The following is a 23,639-nucleotide window of genomic DNA, read 5'->3' as shown; positions in this document are numbered from 1 at the left end:
GACGAGCGTGCTCGCCGGCAGAACCGGCTATCTGGTCGCCGTGCGCGGCGCCGACCCGCGCTCGATCCTGCTCGTCACCTTCTCGGTCAAGGCCGCGGCCGAGATGAAGGAGCGCATCGCCGCTCTGCCCGGCATGCCGCCCGGCGCGGCCTCCCAAGTGACGGCCCGCACGTTCCACTCCTTCTTCCTGCAGCTCCTCCGCAGCCGCGGTTACCGCCAGGAGATACTCGGCAGCGGACCCTATCCGATGATCGTGCTCAAGGGCATGATCCGCGAGCTCGGCCTCGGCGACCGGATCGAGCCGGAGACTGCGCTCGCCGCTCTGTCCGAAGCCAAGCTGAGCCTCGTTCCGCTCGAGGAGCTGCCGGACAGGACGCAGGCGGACCGGGAGCTCAAGCGGCTGCTGCTTCGCTTCGAGGAGTGGAAGGAACGCGAGCAGCGGATGGATTTCGACGACATCCTGCTCTGGTCCCATCGACTTCTAAGGGAGCAGCCCGGGCTGCTCGCGACGCTTCAGCGGCGCTTCCGCTATATCATGATCGACGAGTTCCAGGATACGAGCCTGCTGCAGTACGAGCTCATCCGCATGCTCGCCGGCGGCCACGGCAATCTGATGGCCGTCGGCGACGACGACCAGACCATTTACGGCTTCAACGGAGCGCGCAGCGAATATATTCTCGGCTTCAAGGATGCTTTTCCCCAGGCCAAAATGATTACGCTGGACACCAATTACCGCTCCACGGCCAGCATCGTCGGCCTCGGCAACGAAGTGATCAAGCATAACAAGGCCCGCTTTCCGAAGACGCTGAAGGCCGTGGCCACAAGCCGGGACGTGCCGCTGTACATCCGTCCTTTCACGACCGATCAGGAAGCGCTCGCCGTGACCGCCCATATCCGGGAACGGGTAGAGGAAGGCGCACGGGCCTATGGCGATTTCGCCATCCTGTACCGTACCGCAAGCAACAGCCGCGCCATGTTCGAGCAGCTCGTCCTCTCGGAGATCCCGTTCCAGATCCAGGATACCGGGGACCTGTTCTACGACCAGTCCGCCGTCAAGCCGCTCGTGGACTATATGAGGCTGTCGGTCAAGCGGCGCGATTTCACCGCTATGGAAGGCGTCCTGCCTTCCATGTATGTCAACCGGCATAAGGGCATGGCCCACATCCGGGCCAAGGACGATCCCCGTCCCAAGAAAGGCCCGCTCATCCATCTGCTCACGATGGAAGGGCTTAAGGATTTCCAGAAGGAGCAGATCCAAGCCCGCATTACGTTCGTCAAAGGACTCAAGGCGCTCAAGCCGGCCGATGCCGTGCGGCGCATGCGCAAGGAGTTCTACGACGCCTACCTCGATGCGGAGCAGGCTGGAGCCTCTTCCGCAGGCTCAATCGCAGCGGGGGCGACAGCGCATAAGGAGACGCTTCGCGAATCGCTGGACGAGCTGGAGTCCTCCGCCGCGCGATTTGCCGACGTCCCGTCATTCCTTACCTTCGTCTCGAAAATGGCGGAGCGCCATGCGCAGATGAAGTCCTTGCCGCCCGATGCGGCCAAGGATGCCGTCAAGCTCATGACGATCCACAAATCGAAGGGCCTTGAATTCCCCGCCGTCGCCATCATCGGGGCTTCGGAAGGCATCCTGCCGCACAGCCTTGCGCTGGAGGCGGACAAGCTGGCCGGCGGCGCCGATTCCGATCCGGCAGCCCGCAAGGAAGCCGCGCTTGAGGAAGAGCGCCGGCTTGCTTACGTGGCGATCACGCGGGCCAAGGAAGAGCTGCTGGTCAGCTCTCCCGCCACCTACCGCGGCCGCAAAATCGACGTCTCCCGGTTTTTGCTGGCTGCCTTCCAGTCTTCTCCGGTTTCCTCCGGCCAGCCTTCGGGCGCGGTGGAGAAGCAAGTCCCTTCAGCCGCATCCAAGCCTGCTGCGCGGGCTGCGGAGAAGCCAGCCGCGGCCGGGGTGCTGGCTTCCCGGGCAGCCGCTGCCAAAGCGTTTAAAAGCAAGTAGGCTTCACAAGCTGGTTCAGCCGCAAACACTCTTGAACTAGCTTTCCAGGCTGCGGCGGTAAAAGCATTCAAGCCGCTTTTCCGGATTTGCCGCCTTACCGGCCGACTCGTTCTATGTACAGTCCCCCGCATCCAGCGGGGGATTTTTGATTAGCTTTTTTTTACGGTTTGCTTTGGTCGCTTTGCCGCTGAAAGCCGCTTTGGCATCCGAAGTGAGCTCATTGGAAAACTCGGTGTCATTTTCAGCAAAAGTGTTCAGCTTCGTGGATTGGACCTCTGCTTTGGATGCTTTGTTCTTGCCCATGAGTGGACCTCCCGGATATCGAAATGTGAAGCGATGTTAGCTTGTGAAGCCGCCGGCCATTTCATTCATCGCACATCCACTAGGCGGCGCTCACATGCCGGGGGCGGAGGCAAGCCCGGTCTCGGGTCCAGGTGCAATTACATTCGGGAGTCCGTGTCGCCGTTTCCGGCAAGGAGGTACAATAAGGACATCAAGCAGCGCCGCAGGGCGCCGCGCCAAGAGGAGAATGCATGAGTATGAGAACCTTGTATCGTTCGCGCACAGATCGCAAGCTTGCGGGGGTATGCGGAGGAATCGGCCGCACATACGGCATTGATCCCGGATTGCTCCGGATCGGCTTCATCGCCGCAGCCGTATTCAGCTGCGGTACGGCCCTCCTGATCTATGCCGCCGCCGCTGTCATCCTTCCCAAGGAGTCCGGCTTCGCGGCACCGCCTCCCCCGGATTCCTACACCTACCGCTAAGCCGAGACGACTGCCGCACGAATAAAGCCCGCCATACCCAATATAAAGGAGTGCATCCCATGAGCGTATTCGACCGGATCATGAACCTGACCAAAGCTACCGCCAACGAAGTCATCAGCAAGCTTGAAAATCCCGTTTTGATGATGAATCAGTATATCCGCAATATGGAAGAGGAAATCGACGGCATGAAAAGCGAGCTCAGCCGCCAGCAATCCTCCTCCCGCGCTTACAAGCAGCGCCTCGATGAATGCGAGCAGCTGTCGCAGCACAACCAGCTCAAAGCCGAAGAGGCATTGGCCGAAGGCCGCGAGTCGGAAGCGCGCCTTGCCCTCGAAACCAAACTCCGTTATTCGGAGCAGGCGGCTGAATACGGCCGCTTGTACGATCAAGCCAAGCATGCTTCTGCCGAGCTCGATATCCGCCTCGAAGGCGCCCAGGAAGAGCTCGCCCGCCTTGTCCAGAAACGTTCCGATCTGAGCGAGCGCCTGCAAAAAGCGGAAGCTGCCGCAGAGCGCAAGGCGCCGAGCTTCTCTCATGGCTTCGAGCCGGGAATCGCTTCACGCGGATTCGACCGGATCGAGGAGAAAATTCTTCAATGGGAAGCTCAGCTCGGCCTCTCCAGAGACTACAAGCCCGGCTCCGGCACAGCAGCTTCTTCCTATGAGCCGTCTGCGCCAGCCCCGGATTCCGGCCGCGCCTCCGTCATTGACGAGCAGCTCGCCGAACTCCGCCGCAAGATGAAAAGCGAATAACGAACATTAACCTTGAGCCCTTCGAGCGGACTTCTGCCGAAGGGCTTTTCTTGTATTCTTACGGCTCCTTTTACCGGCCGGGGGCTCTTTTTGCATGCCCGCCGAATCTTATGATGCCTATGGACTTTTTTCAATGCCCATGAACTCCTTGAATGCCAAGGGCTTCTTCTCAAGCGGAACGTTTCCTGCAAAATATCCCCGCAGATTCTCAAGCCCTACTTGATTAAGCCTCCCCTGATTGGAACATTTGTTCCTGTCGGTTTCCATTGCTGACAGACTGTTGTCACTCCAAGCTCCTAAGATAAGGAAGTACAGAGCCGGAACGACCACCCTATCATTCCTATCAAAGGAGAGAGCATTGATGACCTACGAACAGATCCACCTCTTTGAAATCGAAATCAGGGAATTCCACAAACGCTCCAGTCGGGGCTTGCCTCCTCTGCTGCCGAATAAAGGAACCGAATTCAACCGATCCGAACACATGGGAACTCCCTCCCGCAAGCGATTGAATCCCATACATTCCGTATTCGCTCTTCGAATCAAACGATAAAAAAACCTCCGGCGTCCATAAAGGATACCAGAGGTTCGTTCTCGATCAAAAAACATTAAGCATAATGGCAGGCAGCCAGATGGCCAGGGTTCGGGCCGACTTGGCGCAGCTCCGGCACTTCGGCCGCGCAGCGCTCTGTAGCTGCCGGGCAGCGTGTACGGAAAGGGCAGCCGCTCGGAGGGCTGATCGGGCTCGGCAGATCGCCGCGAAGCACGATGCGCTCCTTGGTCGCCTCGAAGTCCGGATCCGGTACCGGAATGGACGACAGCAGCGCCTGGGTGTACGGATGGCGCGGGTCGGCGTACAGATCGTCGCTCTCCGCGATCTCCACCAGCTTGCCGAGATACATAACCGCGATCCGGTCGCTGATATGCTTGACCATCGCCAGGTCATGCGCGATGAACAGATAGGTCAGGCCCTCCGTCTTCTGCAGGTTTTGCAGAAGGTTGACGACCTGAGCCTGGATGGACACGTCGAGCGCCGAGATCGGCTCGTCCGCCACGATGAACTTCGGATCCACCGCGAGCGAGCGGGCGATGCCGATCCGCTGGCGTTGGCCGCCGGAGAATTCATGCGGGTAACGTGTCAGATGGGACGGATTCAGGCCGACCTTGTCGAGAAGCCTCTCGACGGCCAGCTTGCGCTCTTTTTTGCTCGGCGTCAGGCCATGCACATCCAGCGGCTCGGCGATGATGTTCTCGACCGTCCAGCGCGGGTTGAGGGAGGCGTAAGGATCCTGGAACACCATCTGCATCTCGCGGCGCAGAGCCTTGAGCTTGGCGCCCTTCATCGAGTAGATGTTCTCGCCGTTGAAATTAACCGATCCGGAGGTCGGCTCGTACAGACGCATGATCGTGCGTCCGGCCGTCGACTTGCCGCAGCCGGATTCGCCGACCATGCCGAGCGTTTCGCCCTTGCGGATGGACAAATTCAGTCCGTTCACGGCTTTCAGCGTTTTGTTCTTGCCGACATCGAAGAACTTGCTGAGGTCGTTTACATCCAGCATCGCATGATTGCTGTTGCTCATACTGTTCGTCCTCCTTACTCCGGCTTGGCGTGAAGCCAGCACTTGGATTCATGGGTCGGGCTGTGCGTGAACATATACGGATCGACTTCGACGCATACTTCCATCGCGTGCGGGCAGCGGGCCGCGAACGGACAGCCGTGAGGCGGGTTGGCCATATCCGGAGGCGTGCCTTCAATCGGGATCAGCGGCTCGTCTTTTCTCTGATCCATGCGCGGCAAGGACTTCAGAAGACCTTGGGTGTAAGGATGCTGAGGGTTTTTAAAGATTTCGAACTTGTTGCCTCGCTCCACGACCTGTCCGGCATACATAACAATAACTTTATCACACATGTCGGCAACGATGCCAAGGTCATGGGTGATAAGAATGATCGACGTGCCGAGCTTCTCCTGCATGTCCTTCATGACCTGAAGGATCTGAGCCTGAATCGTGACGTCGAGAGCGGTCGTCGGCTCATCGGCGATGAGCAGCGTAGGGTCGCAGCTCAGCGCGATGGCAATCATCGCGCGCTGGCGCATGCCGCCGGAGAATTCATGCGGATACTGCTTGACGCGGGCTTCCGGATTCGGAATGCCGACGATCCGCAGCATTTCGACGGCGCGCTTCTCGGCGTCGCCGCGGGACATATTCTGATGGCGGACCAGCACTTCAATAATCTGTCCGCCGATGGTCATCGTCGGATTGAGCGATGTCATGGGATCCTGGAATATCATGCCGATATCGCGGCCGCGTACGGATTCCATTTGCTTCTCGGTCTTCTTCAGCAGGTCGCTGCCTTCGAAAACGATCGAGCCGTCCTTGAAAACGCCCGGAGGCGTAGGAATCAGACGCATAATGGATTGGGCCGTGACGCTCTTGCCGGATCCGGACTCGCCGACGATTGCCAGCGCCTCTCCTTTGTCCATCGAGAAGGAGACGCCGCGTACGGCCTGCACTTCGCCGCCGCGTACACGGAAAGAGACGCGCAGGCCGTCGACTGTAAGAATCGGTTCCATAAGAGTTTCACCTTCCTCATGTCGGTGGTAGCTAGTAAGTTGAACGTCGCTATCGATGCGCTTCGCAGGTCGGATGTCCCTTTCAATCGCTGTTGAAGCCCGGATTCCTTCATTGTCCATCCCCTTACAGGATTGGAATCCGGTCTTCAAAGGCGAGCGCTGTCGCTTTTCCGGGGACATTCCGCCTGCTGCGCCGAACAGCAAGCATTCAACTTCATCTTGTCGGGGTATAGAAGTCATCCGGCTGCCCGTCTCAGCAGCAGCGGAGACAGAGCTTTCGATAGTCGGGTCTTCCTATTCCACCTTGGTTTTCGGATCGAATGCATCGCGCAGGCCATCGCCGAAAATGTTGAAAGCCAGCATGGCGATACAGAGAAGTCCGGCCGGGAACAGAAGCGTCCAAGGGTACAGCTGATAACTTACGATCGAATCGTTGATCATCGTTCCCCATGATGCCGCCGGGGATTGCACGCCTAGACCGAGGAAGCTCAGGAAAGCTTCGGCGAAAATCGCGCTCGGAACGGTCAGCGTCATCGTGACGATGATAGGGCCCATCGTATTCGGAATCAGATGCTTGAAAAGGATGCGGAATCCGCCGGAGCCGACAGCTTGAGCCGCCAGGACGTATTCCTGATTTTTGAGCTGCTTGATCTGGCCTCGCACGATCCAGGCCATGTTGATCCATCCTGTCGCACTAAGGGCGATGATGATGGTGAGCATGCCTTGTCCCAGCACGACGCCGAGCAGGATAACGACGAGCAGGTAAGGAATCGAATAAAGGATTTCGGTGATCTTGTTGAGCACTTCATCGACTTTGCCGCCGAAGAAGCCCATGATGCCGCCGATGATGATGCCGAGAATGACATCGGCAAGCGCGGCGATGATGCCCACGGTCAGAGAGATTTGCGCGCCTTTCCAGCTCCGCGCGAAGATATCGCGTCCGAGGTCGTCGGTGCCGAAGTAATGATCGGCTCCGGGAGGCAGGAAAGAATTGAGCAGGCTTGTCGTGCGGAAGTCGTATTTGGTCATCATCGGGCCGAAGATGGCCATCAGAATGAGCAGAATCAGAACGACGCCGCCAGCCATGGCGAACTTGTTGGAAGTCAGCTTCATCATCGCGAGCTTCCAGGTCGTGTAGCTTGGCGCCATCTGCTGCTGGATGTTCTCCCGCTTCTTCAGCGGAATGAACTTTTTCGGATCCGGCAAAGGCCGGCGTTGGTCAGTTGTGTTGTCCATGTTGGAATCAGCCTCCTTTGCTCTTCTTCATGCGCGGATCCACCAGCGCGTAGCCGATATCGGCCAGGAACCTTGCCACCATGAGAATGACCGCGTAAAACAGCGTGATGCCCATAATCAGCGGATAATCGCGGTTCGCGATGCTGTCCGTGAAGAATTTGCCCAAGCCTGCGATGGCATAGATTTTCTCGACGACGACGGAGCCGGTGATGACGTTGGCGCTCATCGGGCCGAGATAGGTGACGACCGGCAGGATCGCATTGCGCAATCCGTGGCGCAGCACAATGCGCATAGGAGACAGCCCCTTGGCCTTGGCTGTACGGATGTAATCTGCGGTCAGCACTTCAAGCATGGAAGAGCGTGTCAAGCGGGTGATGAAAGCGATCGGCAGCGCGGAGAGCGCGATCGTAGGCAATACGTAATCCATCGGTCCTGCAAGTCCGGCGACGTTGAACCAGGTGACTTTGACGCCAAGCAGATACTGCATGACGGAACCGACGACGAAGTTCGGAATGGAAATGCCGAGAATGGCGACAAACACGGCAATCTTGTCGATCAGCTTGCGGTTGTACATCGCGGCGATCATGCCGAGCGCCACGCCTACGATGACAGAGACGACAACGGCGACAAGGCCGAGCTTGAGGGAGTTGCCGAACGATTGGGAAATGATGTCGGTAACAAAACGCCCCGGCGTCTTTAGCGACTCGCCCAATTCACCTTGGAACAGGTTTTTCATATAAGTCAGGTATTGCTGCCACAACGGCTTGTCCAGACCGTAATATTTCATCATCGCATCAATGGTGGCCTGCGAGTTTTTTTCGTTAAGGAAAGGGTTGCCCGGAACGGCTTTCATCAGGAAAAACGTCGCTGACGCTAGCACGACGAGCGAGATGACGATATTGATGAGCCTCCGAACGATGAATCGAAACATTCCAGCACCTCTTTTCGTTACCCAGCCCAACCGCAAAGAAAGAAGGGACGGCCGGAGACGGTCCGGTGTCCAGCACCGGACGGCGGCTCCAGCCGCGATCCCTTCTTCTCTCTGTCAGCTGTTCAGCGGTATGGCTTATTTCTCAAAGTAACCGTTGTTGTAGTTGATGTTGCCGGCATAATCCATGATAACGTCTTTGACTTTTGGATTAACCAGTTCGGAGCTCGTGTAGTAGTAGATCGGCATTACAGCCATTTCGTCCTCGATGAGGATTTTTTCGGCTTGCGCCATCATTTTCACGCGATCCGCTTGAACCGGGGAAGCATAAGCGTCCTTGATCAGCTTGTCGTATTCTGGGTTTTTGTGGCCGATGTCGTTGTTGCCGCCGCCCGTTACGTACAGGTCGAGGAACGTCATGGCATCGTTGTAGTCGGCGCCCCAGCCTGCGCGGGCGATGTCGTAGTTAAGAGCGGTACGGTTTTTCAGGAAGACTTTCCACTCTTGGACTTCCGGCTTCACTTCGATGCCGAGGTTCGTTTTCCACATGTCGACTACAGCTTCAGCGATTTGCTTATGCGCATCGGAGGTGTTGAAGAGCAGCGTCGTCGCAGGGAAGGAAGCCATGCCTTCTTCTTTCAGACCTTCGGCAAGCAGCGTTTTCGCTTGAGCGACGTCTTCCTTGAAGTAAGCATCCTGCGTTTCCTCGCGGAAGCTCTTCGATTCGCCCGTGATGCTTGGCGGTACGAAGCCGAAGGCCGGTTTTTGGCCGCCGGATACGACGCGGTCGATCAGCAGCTGGCGGTCGATCGCCATCGAGAGGGCTTTGCGGACCTTGGCGTTGTTGAACGGCTTCTTCGACTGGTTGAAGATATAGAAGTACGTGTTCGCCGTGTCTTTGATTTGCAGCTTGTCGCTGTTCTCTTTGCGCAGCTTGGCCAGTTGCGGCAGCGGAATCGTGCCGGTCGGCGCTCCTGCCCAGTCCAGCTTGCCCGTATTGAAGCTGTTGAACTCGGTGTTGGAGTCTGCGATCATGGAGAACTGGACTTTTTGCAGCTTCACGTCGGCTTTGCCGTAGTAGCCGTCGTTCGGAGTGAGCTCAACGGAATCGTTGTGCTTCCAGGCAGCGAGCTTGAACGGTCCGTTGCTGGAGAACGTTGCCGCTTCGTTGGCCCAGTTCGGATCCTTCTCGGCTGCGACTTTGTCTACAGGGAAGTATGTGTAGAACGTCTGCAGGCTGAGGAAGTAAGTCGTCGGGTTTTTCAGCTTGACTTCCAGCGTGCTGTCGTCGATCGCCTTGACGCCAACGGCATCTACGCTGCCTTTGCCCGTGTTGTACTCTTCAGCGCCGGCCAGGTAGTAAAGCTGGTAAGCGTAAGGAGCTGGTGTAGCCGCTTTCGGATCCAGCGTGCGTTTCCAGGAGAACTCGAAGTCATGAGCCGTGACCGGGTTGCCGGAGGACCATTTGGAGCCTTGGCGAATGTGGAACGTGTACGTTTTGCCGTCTTCGGAAACATCCCATTTCTCGGCCATGCCTCCAACGATCTCGCCGTTCTTATCGGCTTTCGTCAGACCTTCGAACAGGCCGTTTGCAACCGTGCCGGACACGTTGTCCTGCATCAGAGCCGGGTCCAAAGTAGGAGGCTCGGAAGTGAGGTTCATGCGGAAGACTTGATCTGCGGCCAGGTTGCCGGCTGCTTCGCCGCCGGTATTTTCGGCGGTGTTCGTTGCCGTGTTGCCGGCCGCATCTCCGCCGGTGTTGCCGGTATTGCCGGAGTTGCTGTTATTGTTGCCGTCGCCGCATGCTGCAAGCACGCTGCCTGCGATCATCAGTGCTGCCAGTGTCAATCCTGTCTTTTTGTACACTAACCTTACACGCCCCTCACATTAATGGTTGAATAGCATAAATGAATTATACTATTACATAGTAAGAATAACAACTTGCATTATTTTCTTTCGGCCGATAAATTTATTCGCGCCTCAAGGAGAATTCTCAATTTTTTACACTTATAATTATTCAATGTTAATTTCATCACACTGACGCTTCATTCAATTAACGCAATTATTTGATAAAGTATTATTCATAGGAGCCGCAACGGATGAAATGATTTATCGGAAAACTTGCCCTATTCTTTACAATCTCTAAGCAAATCAAGATGAATTTTTATTTATGGATTCTCATCTTTATTTATAAATTCCCCGAGCTGTTCCGGTCTTCTACAACCGGCAAACGACCTCTCCCCGACCAGCCGGCAAAAGCCCCGATAGAACCCGCCGGCTGTTTCCAATCCCGCCACTGTCCTATTCTCACCTGACTTCCCTTCTATATACATGGTTCCCTGGAAGGATTGCCGTTTCCCACACTTCCTTCCAGATCCCGAATCGCCTTTTACATAAATAGGCATCCCGGCCCTCTTGAAGAGGCGGGAAGCCTAATTAGGTGCCACGTCCATGTCAGCTATGGACAGTTACCGCTGTTCCATTTTCTTGCGGGTCCGATATTCCGTCGGCGTCTGCATGAATCTCTTGCGGAATACTTGCGTGAAATGGCGCATGTCCTGATATCCGATCCGCTCCGCGATATCCGCGAGCTTCAGATCCGATTCCCGCAGCAGCAGCTTGGCTTCCTCCAGCCTCAGCCCGATGATGTAGTCCTTGAAGCCCTGCCCGGTCTTCTGCTTGAACAGCTGGCTGAAGTAGACCGGATTGAGGTAAACGACGGAAGCGATCCTCTCGAGCGATAGAGTTTCTTCCTTATAATGCGCCTCAATATACTGGAGCGCGACTTCAATCGCCTTGTTGTCGCTGCCTCCCTTGATCCGGACCGCCTCCTCCTGTCCGGCCGCGGCATGCGATGCCTGGCGGGCAAGCTTCATGATCGTGTCCGGGACGGAACGGATCTCCTTCATGACGCCGCTGCTTGCTATTCGGAAAGGAAGCTTCAGATAATGGCCCAAATATCCCCGCAGCGAAGCGATCAGCTGGGCAAACGCGTCCTCGGTCTCTACGGAAGCGAGCCCGATCAGCGTCAGCCGGTCGTAGCTGACGACGAAGCCTTCGCCGTAACGGCCGATGAGCTCGGAGAACACATTGTCCACGATGAAATGCTCCAGCCCCGCATCGCGGCTGCCCGCCTCCAAACGGACGACGACGAGATAAAATTCCGGATACCGGTCCATGAGCGGCCCGATGTCCAGGTTTCGGATATCATGGCCTGCAGCCAGCCTTTGGAACATGCCTTCCCGCAAGTATTTCAAATTCGTCCTCAGCAGCTCGCTTTGCTTGACCTCCGACCGCTCCCGGCCAAGCTCCGCCTCCAGCTCTTCCAGAAGCTCGACGAGCCGCTTTTTACCGATCGGCTTCAACAGATAGTCCTTGGCCCCCAGCTGCACCGCCTTCTGCGCATAGGAAAATTCCGAATGAGCCGATATGACGACCCATTTGATTCCGGGATGCTTCGCTCTCGACAGCTGCATGAACTCCAGACCGTTCATGCCGGGCATGAGGATGTCCGTCAGCACGATATCGATCGGATGCTCCGTAAGCAGCTTCGCCGCTTGATCGGCGGAATCCGCCAAGTGGATCGTATATCCGGGCCGTGCCTGCTCCAGCGTCCGTCTCACCCCTGTCCGGATGATGCTTTCATCGTCGGCGACCAGAATATGCATGAGTCACTCCTCCTTCTTGGGTAGCGGAATAACCGGCGTCTGGCGCGGCGGAAGCGGGAGCGTGATGGATGCCGTCGTTCCCTCGTCTCTCTCGCTGCTCAGGCGCAGTCCATATTCCGGTCCGAATGTGTGGATGAGGCGGCGGTGCACGTTGGGAAGGCCAATGCCGCCCTTGCGCTTGATCCCCGGCTCCAAGACGCTTCCCGGCGCATTGATCTCGCTGTCCAGAGAGGCTCTGAGCATGGCCAGCGCGGCCGCATCCATCCCGACTCCGTTATCCTTCACCGTAATCGTCAGCCGCGACCCCTGGCTGCCGGCGGTGATGACCAGGCATCCTTCGCCGCCAAGCGGCTCAAGTCCATGCTTGACGGCATTCTCGATAATCGGCTGCAGCGTCATTTTCGGCAGCGGAACCGAAAGATATTCGGGCGGAACTTCCATGATCACCGAGACTCTGCCTTCGAGCCGGATCGTAATGATCGTCAGATAATCGCGGATCTGCTCCAGCTCCTCGGCCAGCGTCACCAGCGCCCCCTGCTCCCAATGGCTGCTGTAGCGGAACATGCGGGAGAGGGACAGAACGACCTCGCCGAGATGATCCTCTTCCTTTTCGTCGAGCATCCAATAGATCATGTCCAGCGTATTGTACAGGAAATGGGGATTGACCTGGGACTGAAGCGCCAGCAGCTCCGCGTTCTTCTCGCTCATCGAGCTGATCTTCACCCGCTCGACGAGCTGATCGATCTGCCGCACCATTTCATTGAAGGAGCCGGCCAGCGAATTGATTTCCCGGTAGCTCCGGACCTGAACCTGCCCTTGGAAATTGCCGAGCTCGACCTTTTTCATCTCGCGGATGACCCGCTTGAGCGGCGAAGAAATCGTGTTGGACAGTATCGTCGCTACGACGATGGAGACAAGAATGAGGATAAGCCCAACGATAAACAAGTACCGGCGCATCTCGACCAGCTCGACGTTCAAATCCTTTTCCGGCGTGACCGTGATGGCTGTCCAGTCTGCGAACGGAAGGCGCGACGTGACGATGAGCCGGCCGTCCCGGCTGTATACCTCGGTCTCTCCGACGTTATCCGGGCGGCGGACATCGGCGAATGCCGGCAGGTCCTCCGAGCCGTCGGTAGCGCTGACGAGACTGCCGCGCTCATCGAGCAGATAGACCTTGCTGTTGGAGCTGAGCTTGAGATTTTCAAGCGCCTTCAATATCGGGGCCGGGCTTGTTTCGTAGAGAACGACTCCAATCGGCTTGTGCACATCGAGATCATACAGCTGACGCCCGAAGGCCAGGACCGGACGGGTTTCGTTCTCATCGATGACGGATGTTGGAAATAGGCCCAGCCAGACGATTTTCCCGCCTTCGTCGACGATGCTTTTGTACCAGCCGGTCTTGTCGTAGCCCGGCTTGACCTCGTTGATGTAGTTCCCATAGTTGTAGATGCGCTTTTGGTTCGTCATGACATGGATGCCGATCAGGTCGTCGCGGGAAAAGAAGTTCGTTCCGATAATGTTCGTGATCGCCCTCTCATTCGCGAACTGCTCTTGAGGCTCGGTCGGATGGCTGGTCAGCAGGCGGACGAGATCAAAGTTGTTGCTGATCGACTTGGACAGGCTGTCGAAGCCTTTGTCGACCAGATCGAACAGGCCGATTGTCTGGGCGACGTTTTTGCTGGAGAGATCGTGGATCTTTGCCCTCAGCTGCTCTGTCGTCCGGTTGTAGAACAGCAGGCTGACGATGATCACCATGCCTGTCATGCAGCTGAGCAGCACGATGAACAGCCAGGTTTGAAATGAGTTGCTTCCTCGCCGCTTCAAGCTGCATGACCCCTTCCCGTTTTTTAATGACAAATCCCCGTCCGTGAGCGGTTTCACGGACGGGGTTGTCGCGCCGCTTACCAGGCGGCTTTTATCTATTTCGTTCAGCCGTGCTCTGCGGGGCTTCGCCGTCGATGCGCAGATGCTGTTGCTGTCGATGCGCAGCAGCTTTCGGCCGAAGCCGCGCAGCTAGCCTTTACCCTTTGACCGCGCCTGCCACCATGCCCTTCGTAATTCGCTCGGACAGGATGAAGTAGATCAGGATAACCGGAATCGCGCCCATGACGAGGAACGCTCCGATATTGCCGTAGTTGACGGCATATTGGCTGACGAAGCTGTTGACGCCGAAGGGAAGCGTCTTGAGGCTTTCCTTGGAGATGAACGTCGCCGCCAGGATGTATTCGTTCCAGATATTAATGAAGGTAAGGATACACACCGTCATGATCGGAGGAACGGAGATCGGCAGGATGATGCTGCGGAAGATCCGGTAGACGCTCGCTCCGTCCATGAATGCCGATTCCTCGATCTCATGCGGAATGCCTTTCATGAATCCGCTCAGGATGAAAACCGCTACCGGAGTCTGGAAGGCGATATAAGGCAAAATAAGCATGCCGAGCGTGTTTTTCAGGAACGGAATGCCCTTGAAGATCGTCATCAGCGGCAGCAAGGTCGCCTGCATCGGGATCATCAGGCCCAGCATGAAGATGATGAGCGCGACCGGCGCCAGCTTCCAGCGGAACCGGGATATTGCGTAGGCGACCATGCTGGCCAGCACGATGACGCATACCATCGTGACGACCGTGACGATGACGCTGTTCGCAAGATAGCGAAGATAATTGCCTGCCTCGAACGCTTCCGTGTAGTTCGCGAAGCGGGGATTTTGAGGAAGGGCGAAGAAGCTGCCTCCCAAAATCTCCTCGTTGGTCTTGAACGAGTACAGGACGAGCCAGAGCAGCGGGTACAGCTGGGTTACGACAAGGATCGCCAGGAGAAGATAGACGATCCATTTCTTGATAGCGGACATGGATGTTTTTCCTCCCTTAGCTTACCTTATTCTCTACGCGTTTGAAAATCGTGTTGATGAGAACCGTGAACACCAGGCAGATGATGACCAGAACGATGGCCAGCGCGCTGCCGTAACCGTATTTATTGGACATAAACGTATTGTTGTACATGAGCGTGGAGATGACATCCGTCGCATGGGCCGGACCTCCGCCCGTCATGACCATGATGAGGTCGAAAGCCTGGAGCGAACCGATGAAGGCCAGCACGATGGAAATCTTGAACACCGGCACGATCAGCGGAAGCGTGATGTAACGGTCGGCCTTGAAGCCTTCGGCGCCGTCGATCCGGGCGGCCTCGTAAATATCGGCCGGAATATTCTGCACCCCGGTGAACTGGATGAGCAGATGGTAGCCGAAGTATTGCCAGAGCGAAACGATATAAAGGCAGTACATCGCGAACTTGGGCGAGCTCAGCCATGCCTTCATGGACGAGTCCATGCCCAGGAAATGCAGCACGCCGTTGATCATGCCACCCATATCGAGCGGATTGTAGATCGTCTTCCACAGCTGGCCGATGATGACGACCGAGAGGATGACCGGCATGAAGTAGATGGATACGAGCGTGTTGCCCTTGCGGACGTAGCGGTTGATCAGAATTGCGAAGAGCAGGCAGACCGGAATCTCCACCATGGAGAAGACGGCGTACATGAGCGTGCGCCGGACGGCAGGCCAGAAGTAAGGATCGTTAAGCAGGATATTCTTATAGTTTTCCAGGCCGACGAACTCTTTCACCGAGGAAAGGCCGTCCCACTGGAACGTACTGTTGTAGACGGAAAACAGGATCGGCACGAACACCATGCTGACATACAGCAGCAAGCAAGGCAGAACGAACACGGCAATCGTAAGCTTGGGGACCTTGAGCACATTCATGGTTCTTCAACTCCTCCGTTCTCTATCGCATGGAGCGGGGCAAGGGCGGCTCCATGCCGGAGTCCGCCCTTGCCGCCCATCTCGATCCGGCTTCTGGCGCCGGCATGCGCCTTGCTATCGCTTACTTGTTGGCAGCGAATGCGTCTTGGTGTTCTTTTGCCACTTGCTTGGAGTCTACCTTCTGGACGAAGAGGTTCTGGATGCTGCTCAGATGCGCTTGCGCGACCGCAGGGTTCATCGTGTTGTCGAAGGCGAGGTCTCCGCCGCTGACGTTTTTGAACAGATCCAGGATGTTGATGGCCAGATCCGAGTAGCCTGCCGCCTTGAAGTCGCCTTCAACCACTTGGCCTACGCCGACAGCGTCTTTAAGCTCGAATTTCTTTTTCGGGAACTCCGTCATGAAGAAGTTCAGGAAGTCCTTCGTTTCTTGCAGATGCTTGCTGTTCGCGGAGATCGCGAAGCCGGATCCCGGTGCCAGCATGAACTGGTTCAGGTCGCCTTTGCCGTTTACGGTCGGGAACGTGAAGGCTCCGACTTTGCCCGCTACCGAGGAAGCGTCGATGTTGCCCGTTTCCCACGAACCGATGATGAACATGGCCGCTTTGCCGGTTTTGAAGATGTTGCCGCCGGCATTGGCGTCGATGGAAGTCGCGCCTTCAGGGAACGCTCCGGCTTGAACCAGCTCCTGGAAGGCGTCGACCGCTTCCGTGAACGCCGGATCGTTGAAGTCCTTCTTGCCGTCGAGAACGTCCTGCAGGAAACCAGGGCCGCCGTTCGTGCGGAGCAGGATGTTCATGAACAGGAAGGAGCCGGTCCAGGTGTCCTTCTCGCCGATGGCGATTGGAGTGATGCCTTTGGCCTTGAGCGCCTTCACGTCTGCGATCAGCTCGTCGAACGTTTTCGGAACGTCGCTGATGCCGGCTTGGGTGAACAGGTCCTTGTTGTAGTAGACGACTTCGATATTGTTGCCGTCAGGAAGCGCGTACGTGTTGCCGTCGAAGCTGTAGTAATCGAGCAGGCCTTTTTGGAAGGTATCCTTCAGGCCGTTCTGATCCAGCATATCGTTGAGCGGAGCGAGGAGCTTGGCATCCACGTATGGCTTCATCTGAGCCGCCGGGTTCACAATCGTGATATCCGGAATCTCTTTGTTGCCGGCCTGCGTTTTCAGCTTCAGCTTCTGCTGGTCGGTATTGAGCGAATCCAGCTCGATCTTGATGTTCGGATGCTCGGATTCGTATTGGGCGACGAGCTCCTTCAGCAGCTTGTTGGCCGGAGAAGTCGCGTCCGGATAAATGTTCTGGAATGTAATCGTGACTTTCTTGCCGGAATCCGTCGCGGCGCCTCCGGCATTCGTGCTCGATCCCGTGTTGGCTGCCGTGTTCGTTCCGCCGGAATTGCCCCCGTTATTGTCGTTGCTGCTGCCGCAGGCTGCGAGGCCGACTGCAAGAGCGCCGATAGTCAGGACGCTGACCGTTTTTTTGATGGCGTGGTTTTTCTTTACTTGGTTTTCCACCTGTTGTGTCCCCCTTGCAAAGTTTATAGTCGAATTATCCGCCAAGAAATCGTTTTCAACAATGAGGCATCCTCAAGGTGTGAGGTTTGCTTTTTCAAGGTTTTCGTTTTTTAGGAAACCTCTCCGGGCATCTGCCAATATTTCCAAGTCTATATTGCAAAGCATAATAGTGAGTGGTATAGTATAGCCATCGGACGGTATTCTTCACAGCCAGCTATTCTACATTAATGAATACCTTATTATAGTTAGGAGCAGCGCATATGAATGTACAATTCAAAAAAGGTGTGCTGGATCTATGCGTGCTTGCACTTGCGGCATGGGAAGACCGGTACGGTTACGAGCTCGCCGTCGCGATGTCCGCAAAGTTCGAGGTCGCGGTCGGGAGCGTCTATCCGCTGCTCAACCGCCTGACGCAGGAAGGCTATTTCACGACCTATCTCCGGGAATCGACGGAGGGGCCTCCCCGCAAGTACTACAAGCTGACCCCGCAGGGACATTCCCATCTCATGTCTCTCATCAGCGAATGGCGGTCGTTCTCGATCGCGGTGGATGAATTGATCAAGGAAGGTGTCGAACGATGAACAGAGAGCAATATCTTCAGCAATTGTGGAATCTGCTGTCTCCGGTTCCAGAGCGCACCCGCAAGGAATGGATGTACGATTACGAGGAGCATTTCCGGTTGGCGGCCGAGCACGGACGCCTTGAGGAGGAAGCCGCCTCCGAGCTCGGAGATCCGAAGCTGGCCGCCAAGGAGCTGCTGCTCGGATACCGGGTAGCCGAAGCGGAAAGCAAGGGCGGCAGCCTGCCCTCCGTTTCCAGAGCCGTATTTGCCGCCGTCGGCATCGGTTTCTTCAATCTGGTCTTCGTCCTCGGTCCGTATATCGGCCTGCTTGGAGTTCTGTTCGGGTTCTGGGCGGCATCGGCCGCTCTCGTGCTCTCCGTCGTTCCCGTCCTCTATGAAGGCTGGTTCGGAGACGCGCTGACCGGGCCGCAGGCGATCTCCGCCGCCATGGTTCTGCTCTCGCTTGGACTGCTCGCCGGCGCCGGCACCTACAAGCTGACCCGCGGCTTCATGAGGCTGACGCTGAAGTATCTTCAATTGAATACCCGAGTCATGAAAGGGAGGAAATCCTGATGCGCAATCTCGTTGTATTCGCGCTCATCCTGCTTCTGGCCGGCTTGGTCGGCGGGGGCTTCACCTTTGCCGGTTCCGACCTCAGCTTCGGCTTGAAGGAAGTCGATATCCGCAAGGAAATCCCCGCCGTCGGCATTGCCCGCCTCAAGGTTGAATCCGGCAGCATGGACGTCGCCCTGGTCAAAGGAAAGGCGGATGTCATCGAAGCGGCCGCAACCGGCAAGGCGAACGGAAAAGCCCTGAAAAAAATCCGCGTCGAGCTCGTCAAGGAAGGCGATACGGCCATCCTGAAAAGCGATGCCGACACCGGCTTCACGATGGGCCTCAACATCGTCAACGTGAATCTGGAGATCTCCTTGCCGGAGCGTCAATACGACTCCATCATCGTGGACTCCGGCAGCGGCGACATCAGCTTCGAAGGGCTGAAAGCCTCCGTTCTGGAGCTTGACAACGGCTCCGGAAACGTTGAAATAAGCGAGGTCGAAGCGGACGGAGCCAAGATCAAAACCAGTTCCGGCAACCTCTCCATCGAAGAGAGCCGCATGAATGAGCTTGAGACGACCGTCGGCAGCGGCAATATCCGCCTGACTGACGTGGAGGGGGCGATCAGGGCGAAGACCAGCAGCGGCAACATCCGCGTCGAGCTCGACGCGCTTATGCATCCGCTCGAGGCCCGCTCCGGCAGCGGCAACGTCACGATCCAGACGAAAAAGGCTCCGGAATCCGCTGCCGTCAGCTATTCCACGGGGTCCGGCACCTTCCGGATCGACTGGGGCGGCGGAGAGAAAAAGGGCGATGCCGACACCGACACGATCGTGTTCGGGAACGGCGAGATCCCGGTCCGCCTCTCGGCCGGGTCAGGGAATATATCCCTCAAGCAGCGTTGACTCAAACCACAAAAAACCGGCTCCGACTGGCCATCAGGCCTGCGGACCGGTATTTTTGCGATTATATTCATGTTTTCAAGGGAATTAAAATAAAGCACGCCTCGAATCGAAACACGCTCGGCAAGCTGCCCCGCCCATCAGCCTCTCGGCGGAAAGGGGTCGTTGCCATAGCTGTGGGATTCGCTTATTCGGCCATCCTTGGTATGGATCTTCAGCTCCGTCTTCGCCTGGCGCGCCTCTGCCCGGCCGCGCTCCTCGGCTTCCGCCTTCGTAGCGTGACGGCTGAGCACGCGTCCTTCGCGCTGGGTTGCCCATCCCTCGTCCCCGTCCGGCGTAATATGCACGTTTCCTTTGCGTTGGTCTTCCATTGCAAATTCCTCCCTGGATTGAATTTCTTGAACCAGCGGCCAAGCGGCATTCAGGCTTCGGCCCGCTTGGCTGTGAATTCCAGCACCGCGTCGAGATTCTGAGGCTCCGCCGCGGCGAGCAGGTCGCCCATCCGCTGCAGGCGATCCCCGATCGTAAGCAGGGTGAACGCTTGCGGATCGGCTTCTCCCCTCACCTCATCCCAAGTTAGCGGCGTGCTCACGGTCGCTACCGCCCGCCCTCTCGGGGTGTAGGGAGCCGAGAGGCTCTTGCCCGCCGCATGCTGGACGTAGTCGATATAGATCCTTCCTCGGCGCGCCCGGATCGAACGCTCGACCGTGAACAGCCGCGGATATTTGTCGGATAAATAATGCCCCAGAAAAGAGCCCAGGCTCCGAAGCTGCCCGAACGTATACGGCTTGGCCAGCGGGGTGACGATCTGGATGCCCGTCGCTCCCGACGTTTTGGGCACGGCGGCGATGCCCATGCCGTCCAGCGCCTCGCCGATCAGGCTCCCCGCCTCCATCAGGCGGGGACGGGTTTCCTCCGACGGGTCGATGTCGAGCACCCACTCGCCCGGCATGCCGTCCCCGATTTTGTCGAAGGAGGGGTGAAACTCCAGCACGCCGAGATTGCCGAGCCACAGCAGCGTCGATAAGGAGTTCAGATTGATGTAGCGGACTCCGTCGACTTCGGCGATCGCCACGAATTCAGGCGTCGGTTCAGGCGCGTTCTTCTGGTAGAAGGACTTGCCGCCTACGCCATCCGGGAACCGGATTGCCGTCAGCCGGCGTCCGCTGCAATAGCGGAGAAGATACGGCGCCAGCTGGACGAGCTTTTGCAAATAATCGGCTTTGCGGATTCCCGGCGCCGGCCACAGCATTTTATCCGGATGGGTGATCTCGATGCGGTTGCCCTCCACTTCCAGCATGCTTCGGCTCATAATACGATCCCCTCCAGCCATTCCAGCTTGGGATGCCGTAGCAGGCCCGACTGCGTCAGCTCCCGGCCGCTCACGCCGGCCGCAATGGGGCTGGCCAGCCAGCGGATATCGGTGCCCCGCAATCCTTCCGGCAGGCTGCCTCCAAATTCACCCTGGCGCCCCGACATCGTCTTCTGCATGGAAAGCTGCCGCTTGGCTCTTTCGTTCAAGCCCGAAGAGATGCGCCCCATGTACCGGCCCTGCCCGCTCATGACCAGACTCGACAGCTTGCCTTCCTTATAAAGCAAAGCCACGATATCGACTTCGCGGTGAAAAAACGTCTTCCGCTTGTACCAGTCACCGTGTTCCTTGCCCTCCGAATACCGGCTGCCGCGCCGCTTGGCGACAACGCCCTCCCAGCCGTTTTCCTCCGCCCACCGCCAGAGCGACTCGCCGTCCTCATACATATCCGCAAGGAAAAAGGGAGGCTGCCAGCTCGAGCAGAGCTTCTTCAGCCGGGCGCTGCGCTCCTCGAACGGCAAGCTGCGCAGATCCTCTCTTCCCACCTGGAGCAGATCGAAAATCAGATAACCGACCGGCTGGCGGCGCGAGGCCCGCTCGATCCGTTCCCGGCCGCGCAGCTTGTCCCGGCCCTGCATCATCTGAAAGCTGGGCTTGGCGGTATGGGGATCCAGGAGAAACGCCTCTCCGTCCAGCATCAGATCCGGAAAGCCTTCGGCGGCACGGTCTTCGAGCGCATGGGCCAGATCAGGATAGGATTCGGTCCTCGGCTTCATCTTCTTCGACCATAGGCTCGCTTCCCCGCTGCGGAGGACAGAGATGATGCGGAAGCCGTCCCACTTCAGCTGATAGGCCCACTCGCCGCCCGCAGGCAGACTATCCGTCAAAATTGGCGACATCGGGACGAAAGGCTTCATCCCTTATGACCCTGTCTCTTTCGGGCGGGTTCCCGAACGGCGCTTCGGCTTGGCGGCAGCCGGCTTCCCCTTGGATTCCGACGGCTTTGCTTTCGAGGAAGAGGATCCGGCTTTGGATGATTTCGGCCTGGCTTTGGAGGCGGCCCCCCTGCGCGGCTTGGACGGCTTGCCCGCGTTCCCGGAATCCGTGCCGCCTGCGGGCTTCAGCTGCTTCAAACTCTTTTGCAGCGCGTCCATCAAGTCCAGCACATTCGGCTCCGACTCCTCTTCGGCGACCTTGACCTCCTTGCCTTCCACCTTGTCCTCGATCGCCTCCAGCAGCCTCTCCCGGTACTCGTCCTTGTATTTCCCCGGCTCGAAGCTTCCCGTCAGTTGCTCGATCAGCGATTTCGCCATGTCCAGCTCCCGCCGGTCGATCTTCTCCTCCTCCGGCAGGCCCGGAATATGGTTTTTCTCGCGGATCTCGTCTTCATAAAACATGGTGACGAGGGAAAGCACTCCGTCGACGACGCGGATAGCCGCAAGGCTGCTCTTCTGCCGGATCGTCACGTTGGCCACGCCGATTTTCTTGGTGCTTTTCAGCGCCTCGACGAGCAGCCGATAGGCGTGCTTGCCGGTTTCCTCCGGAGAAAGATAATAGGTTTTCTGAAAATAGATGGGGTCTATTTCCTCCAAATCCACAAAATCGAGGATACGGATCTCACGCGAGGTTTTCGAGGCGAGCTGCTCCAGCTCGTCCTTCTCGAAGGTGACAAAGCGGCCATCCTCATACTCGTATCCTTTGACGATGTCGCTCCAGGAAACGTCCTCCTCGCATTTGGGACAGGTACGGTGGTATTTGATCGGCTGGTTGTATTTCTTGTGGAGCATCCGCATCGGGATGTCATTGTCCTCGGTCGCTGCGTACAGCCGCACCGGAACGTTGACGAGGCCGAAGCCGACCGCTCCCCTCCAGATCGTTTGCATGGACGGTATGCCTCCTTGCCGGATAGTCTGGTCTCTTTTACCCTCAGTCCGGGAGCAGCCAATCAAGATGGGAAGCTGAGGAGCGGGGTAAGATAAGGAAATAGGAAGCGGGACGACAGCGGGGCGGCAGCGGGGCGGGGGCGAAGCGGACAAGGCAAAGGGGCCTAAAGCCACTCGGAAGGTACGGCTCCGGTGCGCTTACGCTCCGCTCTGGGCATAGCCTGAATGCCCGGGGCAGGAAATTCGGAAGAGGAGGATGCGGAATGAAATCAGCGAAAGCGGTCTTTCTGGACCGGGACGGCGTCGTCAACGAGATGAATACGGGGCGTGTACGCCAGGTGAACGGTCCGGACGATGTCCATCTATTGCCTGGAACCGCCGAAGCGATCCGCGGGCTGGCGGAAGCGGGCTACCGGGTGTATGTGGTGACGAATCAAGGCGGCGTCGGCCTCGGCTACATGTCCTTGGCGGATCTGGAGGCGGTGCATAAACGGCTGGAGGAGCTGCTGGCGAAAAAAGGGGCCCGGCTGGACGGCATCGCCTTCTGCCCGCATAAGCCTGATTACGGATGTGCCTGCCGCAAGCCGCAGCCCGGCATGCTGCTGGAGCTGGCGAAGCGGCATCGCCTCTCGCTGAGCGAGAGCTACATGATCGGAGACCGCGAGAGCGATATCGCAGCCGGCCGGGCTGCCGGCACGCGGACAATTCGAGTGAACGGTGCGGCGGACAGGAGCAAGGGAAGGGCGGACGGCAGCCGGGAGGGAGCCGGTTCTGCACGAAGGCCGCGTAGACATGGTAGAGCTTCGTTCACGGCGGACTGGAATGTCTCCTCTCTGCTCGAGGCGGCGGTGCTTATCGTGCATAGACTGGCGGAAGAGAGGGGGCTTCCTTGAACGGACGCCCGCATAGGAGTATGGTTAGAGATGAACCGTCCATCACGTACCCGGACGAGCTCCTGCCCATGCGCATTCGAGTTCTCGCCCTTCACCAGCGGGCTGCATGCCCTTGACTATTAACGGGCTTTTTCTACGAGAAGAAGCCCCCCGGGAGAGATACTATTCATGATCAAAAAGCTGGATCCAACGCCGCATTACGTCCTGGTCGTCACCGCCGTGGAGGCCGAGCGGGACGCCGTCGTCCGCGGCCTGCTCAAAGCCTGTCCCTCCGAAGTATGCGGCGAGGTCGAAGGTCCGCTGCGGCGGGTCGGCCGCTATATCGTGCTCGCGGGCGGCGTA

22 protein-coding genes are annotated in these 23,639 nt (G+C 57.6%); 7 read left to right on the top strand and 15 right to left on the bottom strand.

Going from position 1 to position 23,639, the window contains the following annotated elements:
- The coding region (locus BN871_RS15515) for an ATP-dependent helicase (RefSeq protein ID WP_157060305.1) at positions 1-1,999 on the top strand (1,999 nt) is incomplete at its 5' end.
- Between the two features lie 111 nt (positions 2,000-2,110).
- Here the strand turns inward: BN871_RS15515 and BN871_RS15510 are convergent.
- Positions 2,111-2,302, bottom strand: a complete 192-nt coding sequence (locus BN871_RS15510) for a hypothetical protein (protein ID WP_048747132.1) — start codon at positions 2,300-2,302, stop codon at positions 2,111-2,113.
- A 230-nt stretch (positions 2,303-2,532) separates the two neighbouring features.
- Between BN871_RS15510 and BN871_RS15505 the strand changes: the two genes are divergently transcribed.
- Positions 2,533-2,766 (top strand): PspC domain-containing protein, encoded by a 234-nt coding sequence (locus BN871_RS15505; RefSeq protein ID WP_232313100.1) that lies wholly within the window; start codon positions 2,533-2,535, stop codon positions 2,764-2,766.
- Positions 2,767-2,825: 59 nt separating this feature from the next.
- The gene (locus BN871_RS15500; protein ID WP_048747128.1) at positions 2,826-3,518 is read left to right on the top strand and encodes a PspA/IM30 family protein; all 693 of its coding nucleotides are present in this window, start codon (positions 2,826-2,828) and stop codon (positions 3,516-3,518) included.
- 605 nt (positions 3,519-4,123) lie between these two features.
- Here BN871_RS15500 and BN871_RS15485 read toward each other — a convergent pair.
- The 10 genes from BN871_RS15485 to BN871_RS15440 all read right to left on the bottom strand — a co-directional run bounded on the left by BN871_RS15485 (position 4,124) and on the right by BN871_RS15440 (position 17,190).
- A complete protein-coding gene (locus BN871_RS15485) occupies positions 4,124-5,095 on the bottom strand; it encodes an ABC transporter ATP-binding protein (protein ID WP_048747126.1) in 972 nt (323 codons plus the stop codon).
- Positions 5,096-5,109: 14 nt separating this feature from the next.
- The gene (locus BN871_RS15480; protein WP_048747125.1) at positions 5,110-6,087 is read right to left on the bottom strand and encodes an ABC transporter ATP-binding protein; all 978 of its coding nucleotides are present in this window, start codon (positions 6,085-6,087) and stop codon (positions 5,110-5,112) included.
- A 294-nt stretch (positions 6,088-6,381) separates the two neighbouring features.
- Positions 6,382-7,323, bottom strand: a complete 942-nt coding sequence (locus tag BN871_RS15475; protein WP_021879047.1) for an ABC transporter permease — start codon at positions 7,321-7,323, stop codon at positions 6,382-6,384.
- Between the two features lie 7 nt (positions 7,324-7,330).
- Complete coding sequence (locus BN871_RS15470; RefSeq protein WP_048747123.1) at positions 7,331-8,254, bottom strand: ABC transporter permease; 924 nt, start codon at positions 8,252-8,254, stop codon at positions 7,331-7,333.
- A 135-nt stretch (positions 8,255-8,389) separates the two neighbouring features.
- Entirely contained in the window at positions 8,390-10,117 is a 1,728-nt protein-coding gene (locus BN871_RS15465; protein ID WP_307721804.1) for a peptide ABC transporter substrate-binding protein, read from the bottom strand.
- Between the two features lie 602 nt (positions 10,118-10,719).
- Positions 10,720-11,919: a response regulator gene (locus tag BN871_RS15460; protein ID WP_021879051.1), complete on the bottom strand. Its 1,200-nt coding sequence runs from the start codon at positions 11,917-11,919 to the stop codon at positions 10,720-10,722.
- Between the two features lie 3 nt (positions 11,920-11,922).
- Positions 11,923-13,683, bottom strand: coding sequence for a sensor histidine kinase (locus BN871_RS15455; RefSeq protein WP_048747137.1), 1,761 nt, complete (start codon positions 13,681-13,683; stop codon positions 11,923-11,925).
- A 256-nt stretch (positions 13,684-13,939) separates the two neighbouring features.
- A complete protein-coding gene (locus tag BN871_RS15450) occupies positions 13,940-14,767 on the bottom strand; it encodes a carbohydrate ABC transporter permease (RefSeq protein ID WP_021879053.1) in 828 nt (275 codons plus the stop codon).
- 16 nt (positions 14,768-14,783) lie between these two features.
- A complete protein-coding gene (locus tag BN871_RS15445) occupies positions 14,784-15,677 on the bottom strand; it encodes a carbohydrate ABC transporter permease (protein WP_021879054.1) in 894 nt (297 codons plus the stop codon).
- A 121-nt stretch (positions 15,678-15,798) separates the two neighbouring features.
- The gene (locus tag BN871_RS15440; protein WP_232313099.1) at positions 15,799-17,190 is read right to left on the bottom strand and encodes an extracellular solute-binding protein; all 1,392 of its coding nucleotides are present in this window, start codon (positions 17,188-17,190) and stop codon (positions 15,799-15,801) included.
- A 260-nt stretch (positions 17,191-17,450) separates the two neighbouring features.
- Here BN871_RS15440 and BN871_RS15435 point away from each other — a divergent pair, with 260 nt between their 5' ends.
- Genes BN871_RS15435 through BN871_RS15425 form a run of 3 tightly spaced genes read left to right on the top strand, consistent with a single transcriptional unit; the run spans position 17,451 to position 19,212 of the window.
- Positions 17,451-17,771: a PadR family transcriptional regulator gene (locus BN871_RS15435; RefSeq protein WP_021879056.1), complete on the top strand. Its 321-nt coding sequence runs from the start codon at positions 17,451-17,453 to the stop codon at positions 17,769-17,771.
- Entirely contained in the window at positions 17,768-18,325 is a 558-nt protein-coding gene (locus BN871_RS15430; protein ID WP_048747119.1) for an HAAS signaling domain-containing protein, read from the top strand. Before BN871_RS15435 ends, BN871_RS15430 begins: the two co-directional genes overlap by 4 nt.
- Positions 18,325-19,212, top strand: coding sequence for a DUF4097 family beta strand repeat-containing protein (locus tag BN871_RS15425; protein ID WP_048747118.1), 888 nt, complete (start codon positions 18,325-18,327; stop codon positions 19,210-19,212). The genes BN871_RS15430 and BN871_RS15425 overlap by 1 nt, the downstream gene beginning before the upstream one ends.
- Positions 19,213-19,349: 137 nt before the next feature.
- On the opposite strand, the gene BN871_RS15420 is transcribed toward BN871_RS15425, so the two are convergent.
- Genes BN871_RS15420 through BN871_RS15405 form a run of 4 tightly spaced genes read right to left on the bottom strand, consistent with a single transcriptional unit; the run spans position 19,350 to position 22,404 of the window.
- Positions 19,350-19,580 (bottom strand): DUF2188 domain-containing protein, encoded by a 231-nt coding sequence (locus tag BN871_RS15420; RefSeq protein ID WP_021879060.1) that lies wholly within the window; start codon positions 19,578-19,580, stop codon positions 19,350-19,352.
- Between the two features lie 50 nt (positions 19,581-19,630).
- Positions 19,631-20,521: a non-homologous end-joining DNA ligase gene (gene ligD, locus BN871_RS15415; RefSeq protein WP_232313097.1), complete on the bottom strand. Its 891-nt coding sequence runs from the start codon at positions 20,519-20,521 to the stop codon at positions 19,631-19,633.
- Positions 20,518-21,438 (bottom strand): hypothetical protein, encoded by a 921-nt coding sequence (locus BN871_RS15410; RefSeq protein WP_048747115.1) that lies wholly within the window; start codon positions 21,436-21,438, stop codon positions 20,518-20,520. The genes ligD and BN871_RS15410 overlap by 4 nt, the downstream gene beginning before the upstream one ends.
- A 3-nt stretch (positions 21,439-21,441) precedes the next feature.
- Positions 21,442-22,404 carry a Ku protein gene (locus BN871_RS15405; protein WP_048747113.1) on the bottom strand — a complete coding sequence of 321 codons (963 nt, stop codon included), beginning with the start codon at positions 22,402-22,404 and terminating at the stop codon, positions 21,442-21,444.
- Between the two features lie 263 nt (positions 22,405-22,667).
- Between BN871_RS15405 and BN871_RS15400 the strand changes: the two genes are divergently transcribed.
- Positions 22,668-23,297 carry an HAD-IIIA family hydrolase gene (locus BN871_RS15400; RefSeq protein ID WP_083436472.1) on the top strand — a complete coding sequence of 210 codons (630 nt, stop codon included), beginning with the start codon at positions 22,668-22,670 and terminating at the stop codon, positions 23,295-23,297.
- Positions 23,298-23,639 lie beyond the last annotated feature (342 nt).

The organism is Paenibacillus sp. P22 (assembly GCF_000469945.2).
GTDB classification, from domain to species: Bacteria; Bacillota; Bacilli; order Paenibacillales; family Paenibacillaceae; genus Paenibacillus_O; species Paenibacillus_O humicus.
This window is presented reverse-complemented; position numbering and strand designations above follow the sequence as displayed.

Bases quoted from the DNA above. Each gene is read 5' to 3' on its own strand.
- BN871_RS15460 (WP_021879051.1), bottom strand. From the start codon at position 11,919: ATGCATATTCTGGTCGCCGACGATGAAAGCATCATCCGGACAGGGGTG.
- BN871_RS15455 (WP_048747137.1), bottom strand. From the start codon at position 13,683: ATGACAGGCATGGTGATCATCGTCAGCCTGCTGTTCTACAACCGGACG.
- BN871_RS15480 (WP_048747125.1), bottom strand. From the start codon at position 6,087: ATGGAACCGATTCTTACAGTCGACGGCCTGCGCGTCTCTTTCCGTGTA.
- BN871_RS15505 (WP_232313100.1), top strand. From the start codon at position 2,533: ATGAGTATGAGAACCTTGTATCGTTCGCGCACAGATCGCAAGCTTGCG.
- BN871_RS15420 (WP_021879060.1), bottom strand. From the start codon at position 19,580: ATGGAAGACCAACGCAAAGGAAACGTGCATATTACGCCGGACGGGGAC.
- BN871_RS15510 (WP_048747132.1), bottom strand. From the start codon at position 2,302: ATGGGCAAGAACAAAGCATCCAAAGCAGAGGTCCAATCCACGAAGCTG.
- ligD (WP_232313097.1), bottom strand. From the start codon at position 20,521: ATGAGCCGAAGCATGCTGGAAGTGGAGGGCAACCGCATCGAGATCACC.
- BN871_RS15445 (WP_021879054.1), bottom strand. From the start codon at position 15,677: ATGAATGTGCTCAAGGTCCCCAAGCTTACGATTGCCGTGTTCGTTCTG.
- BN871_RS15425 (WP_048747118.1), top strand. From the start codon at position 18,325: ATGCGCAATCTCGTTGTATTCGCGCTCATCCTGCTTCTGGCCGGCTTG.
- BN871_RS15485 (WP_048747126.1), bottom strand. From the start codon at position 5,095: ATGAGCAACAGCAATCATGCGATGCTGGATGTAAACGACCTCAGCAAG.
- BN871_RS15475 (WP_021879047.1), bottom strand. From the start codon at position 7,323: ATGGACAACACAACTGACCAACGCCGGCCTTTGCCGGATCCGAAAAAG.
- BN871_RS15405 (WP_048747113.1), bottom strand. From the start codon at position 22,404: ATGCAAACGATCTGGAGGGGAGCGGTCGGCTTCGGCCTCGTCAACGTT.
- BN871_RS15410 (WP_048747115.1), bottom strand. From the start codon at position 21,438: ATGAAGCCTTTCGTCCCGATGTCGCCAATTTTGACGGATAGTCTGCCT.
- BN871_RS15430 (WP_048747119.1), top strand. From the start codon at position 17,768: ATGAACAGAGAGCAATATCTTCAGCAATTGTGGAATCTGCTGTCTCCG.
- BN871_RS15470 (WP_048747123.1), bottom strand. From the start codon at position 8,254: ATGTTTCGATTCATCGTTCGGAGGCTCATCAATATCGTCATCTCGCTC.
- BN871_RS15435 (WP_021879056.1), top strand. From the start codon at position 17,451: ATGAATGTACAATTCAAAAAAGGTGTGCTGGATCTATGCGTGCTTGCA.
- BN871_RS15400 (WP_083436472.1), top strand. From the start codon at position 22,668: ATGAAATCAGCGAAAGCGGTCTTTCTGGACCGGGACGGCGTCGTCAAC.
- BN871_RS15500 (WP_048747128.1), top strand. From the start codon at position 2,826: ATGAGCGTATTCGACCGGATCATGAACCTGACCAAAGCTACCGCCAAC.
- BN871_RS15450 (WP_021879053.1), bottom strand. From the start codon at position 14,767: ATGTCCGCTATCAAGAAATGGATCGTCTATCTTCTCCTGGCGATCCTT.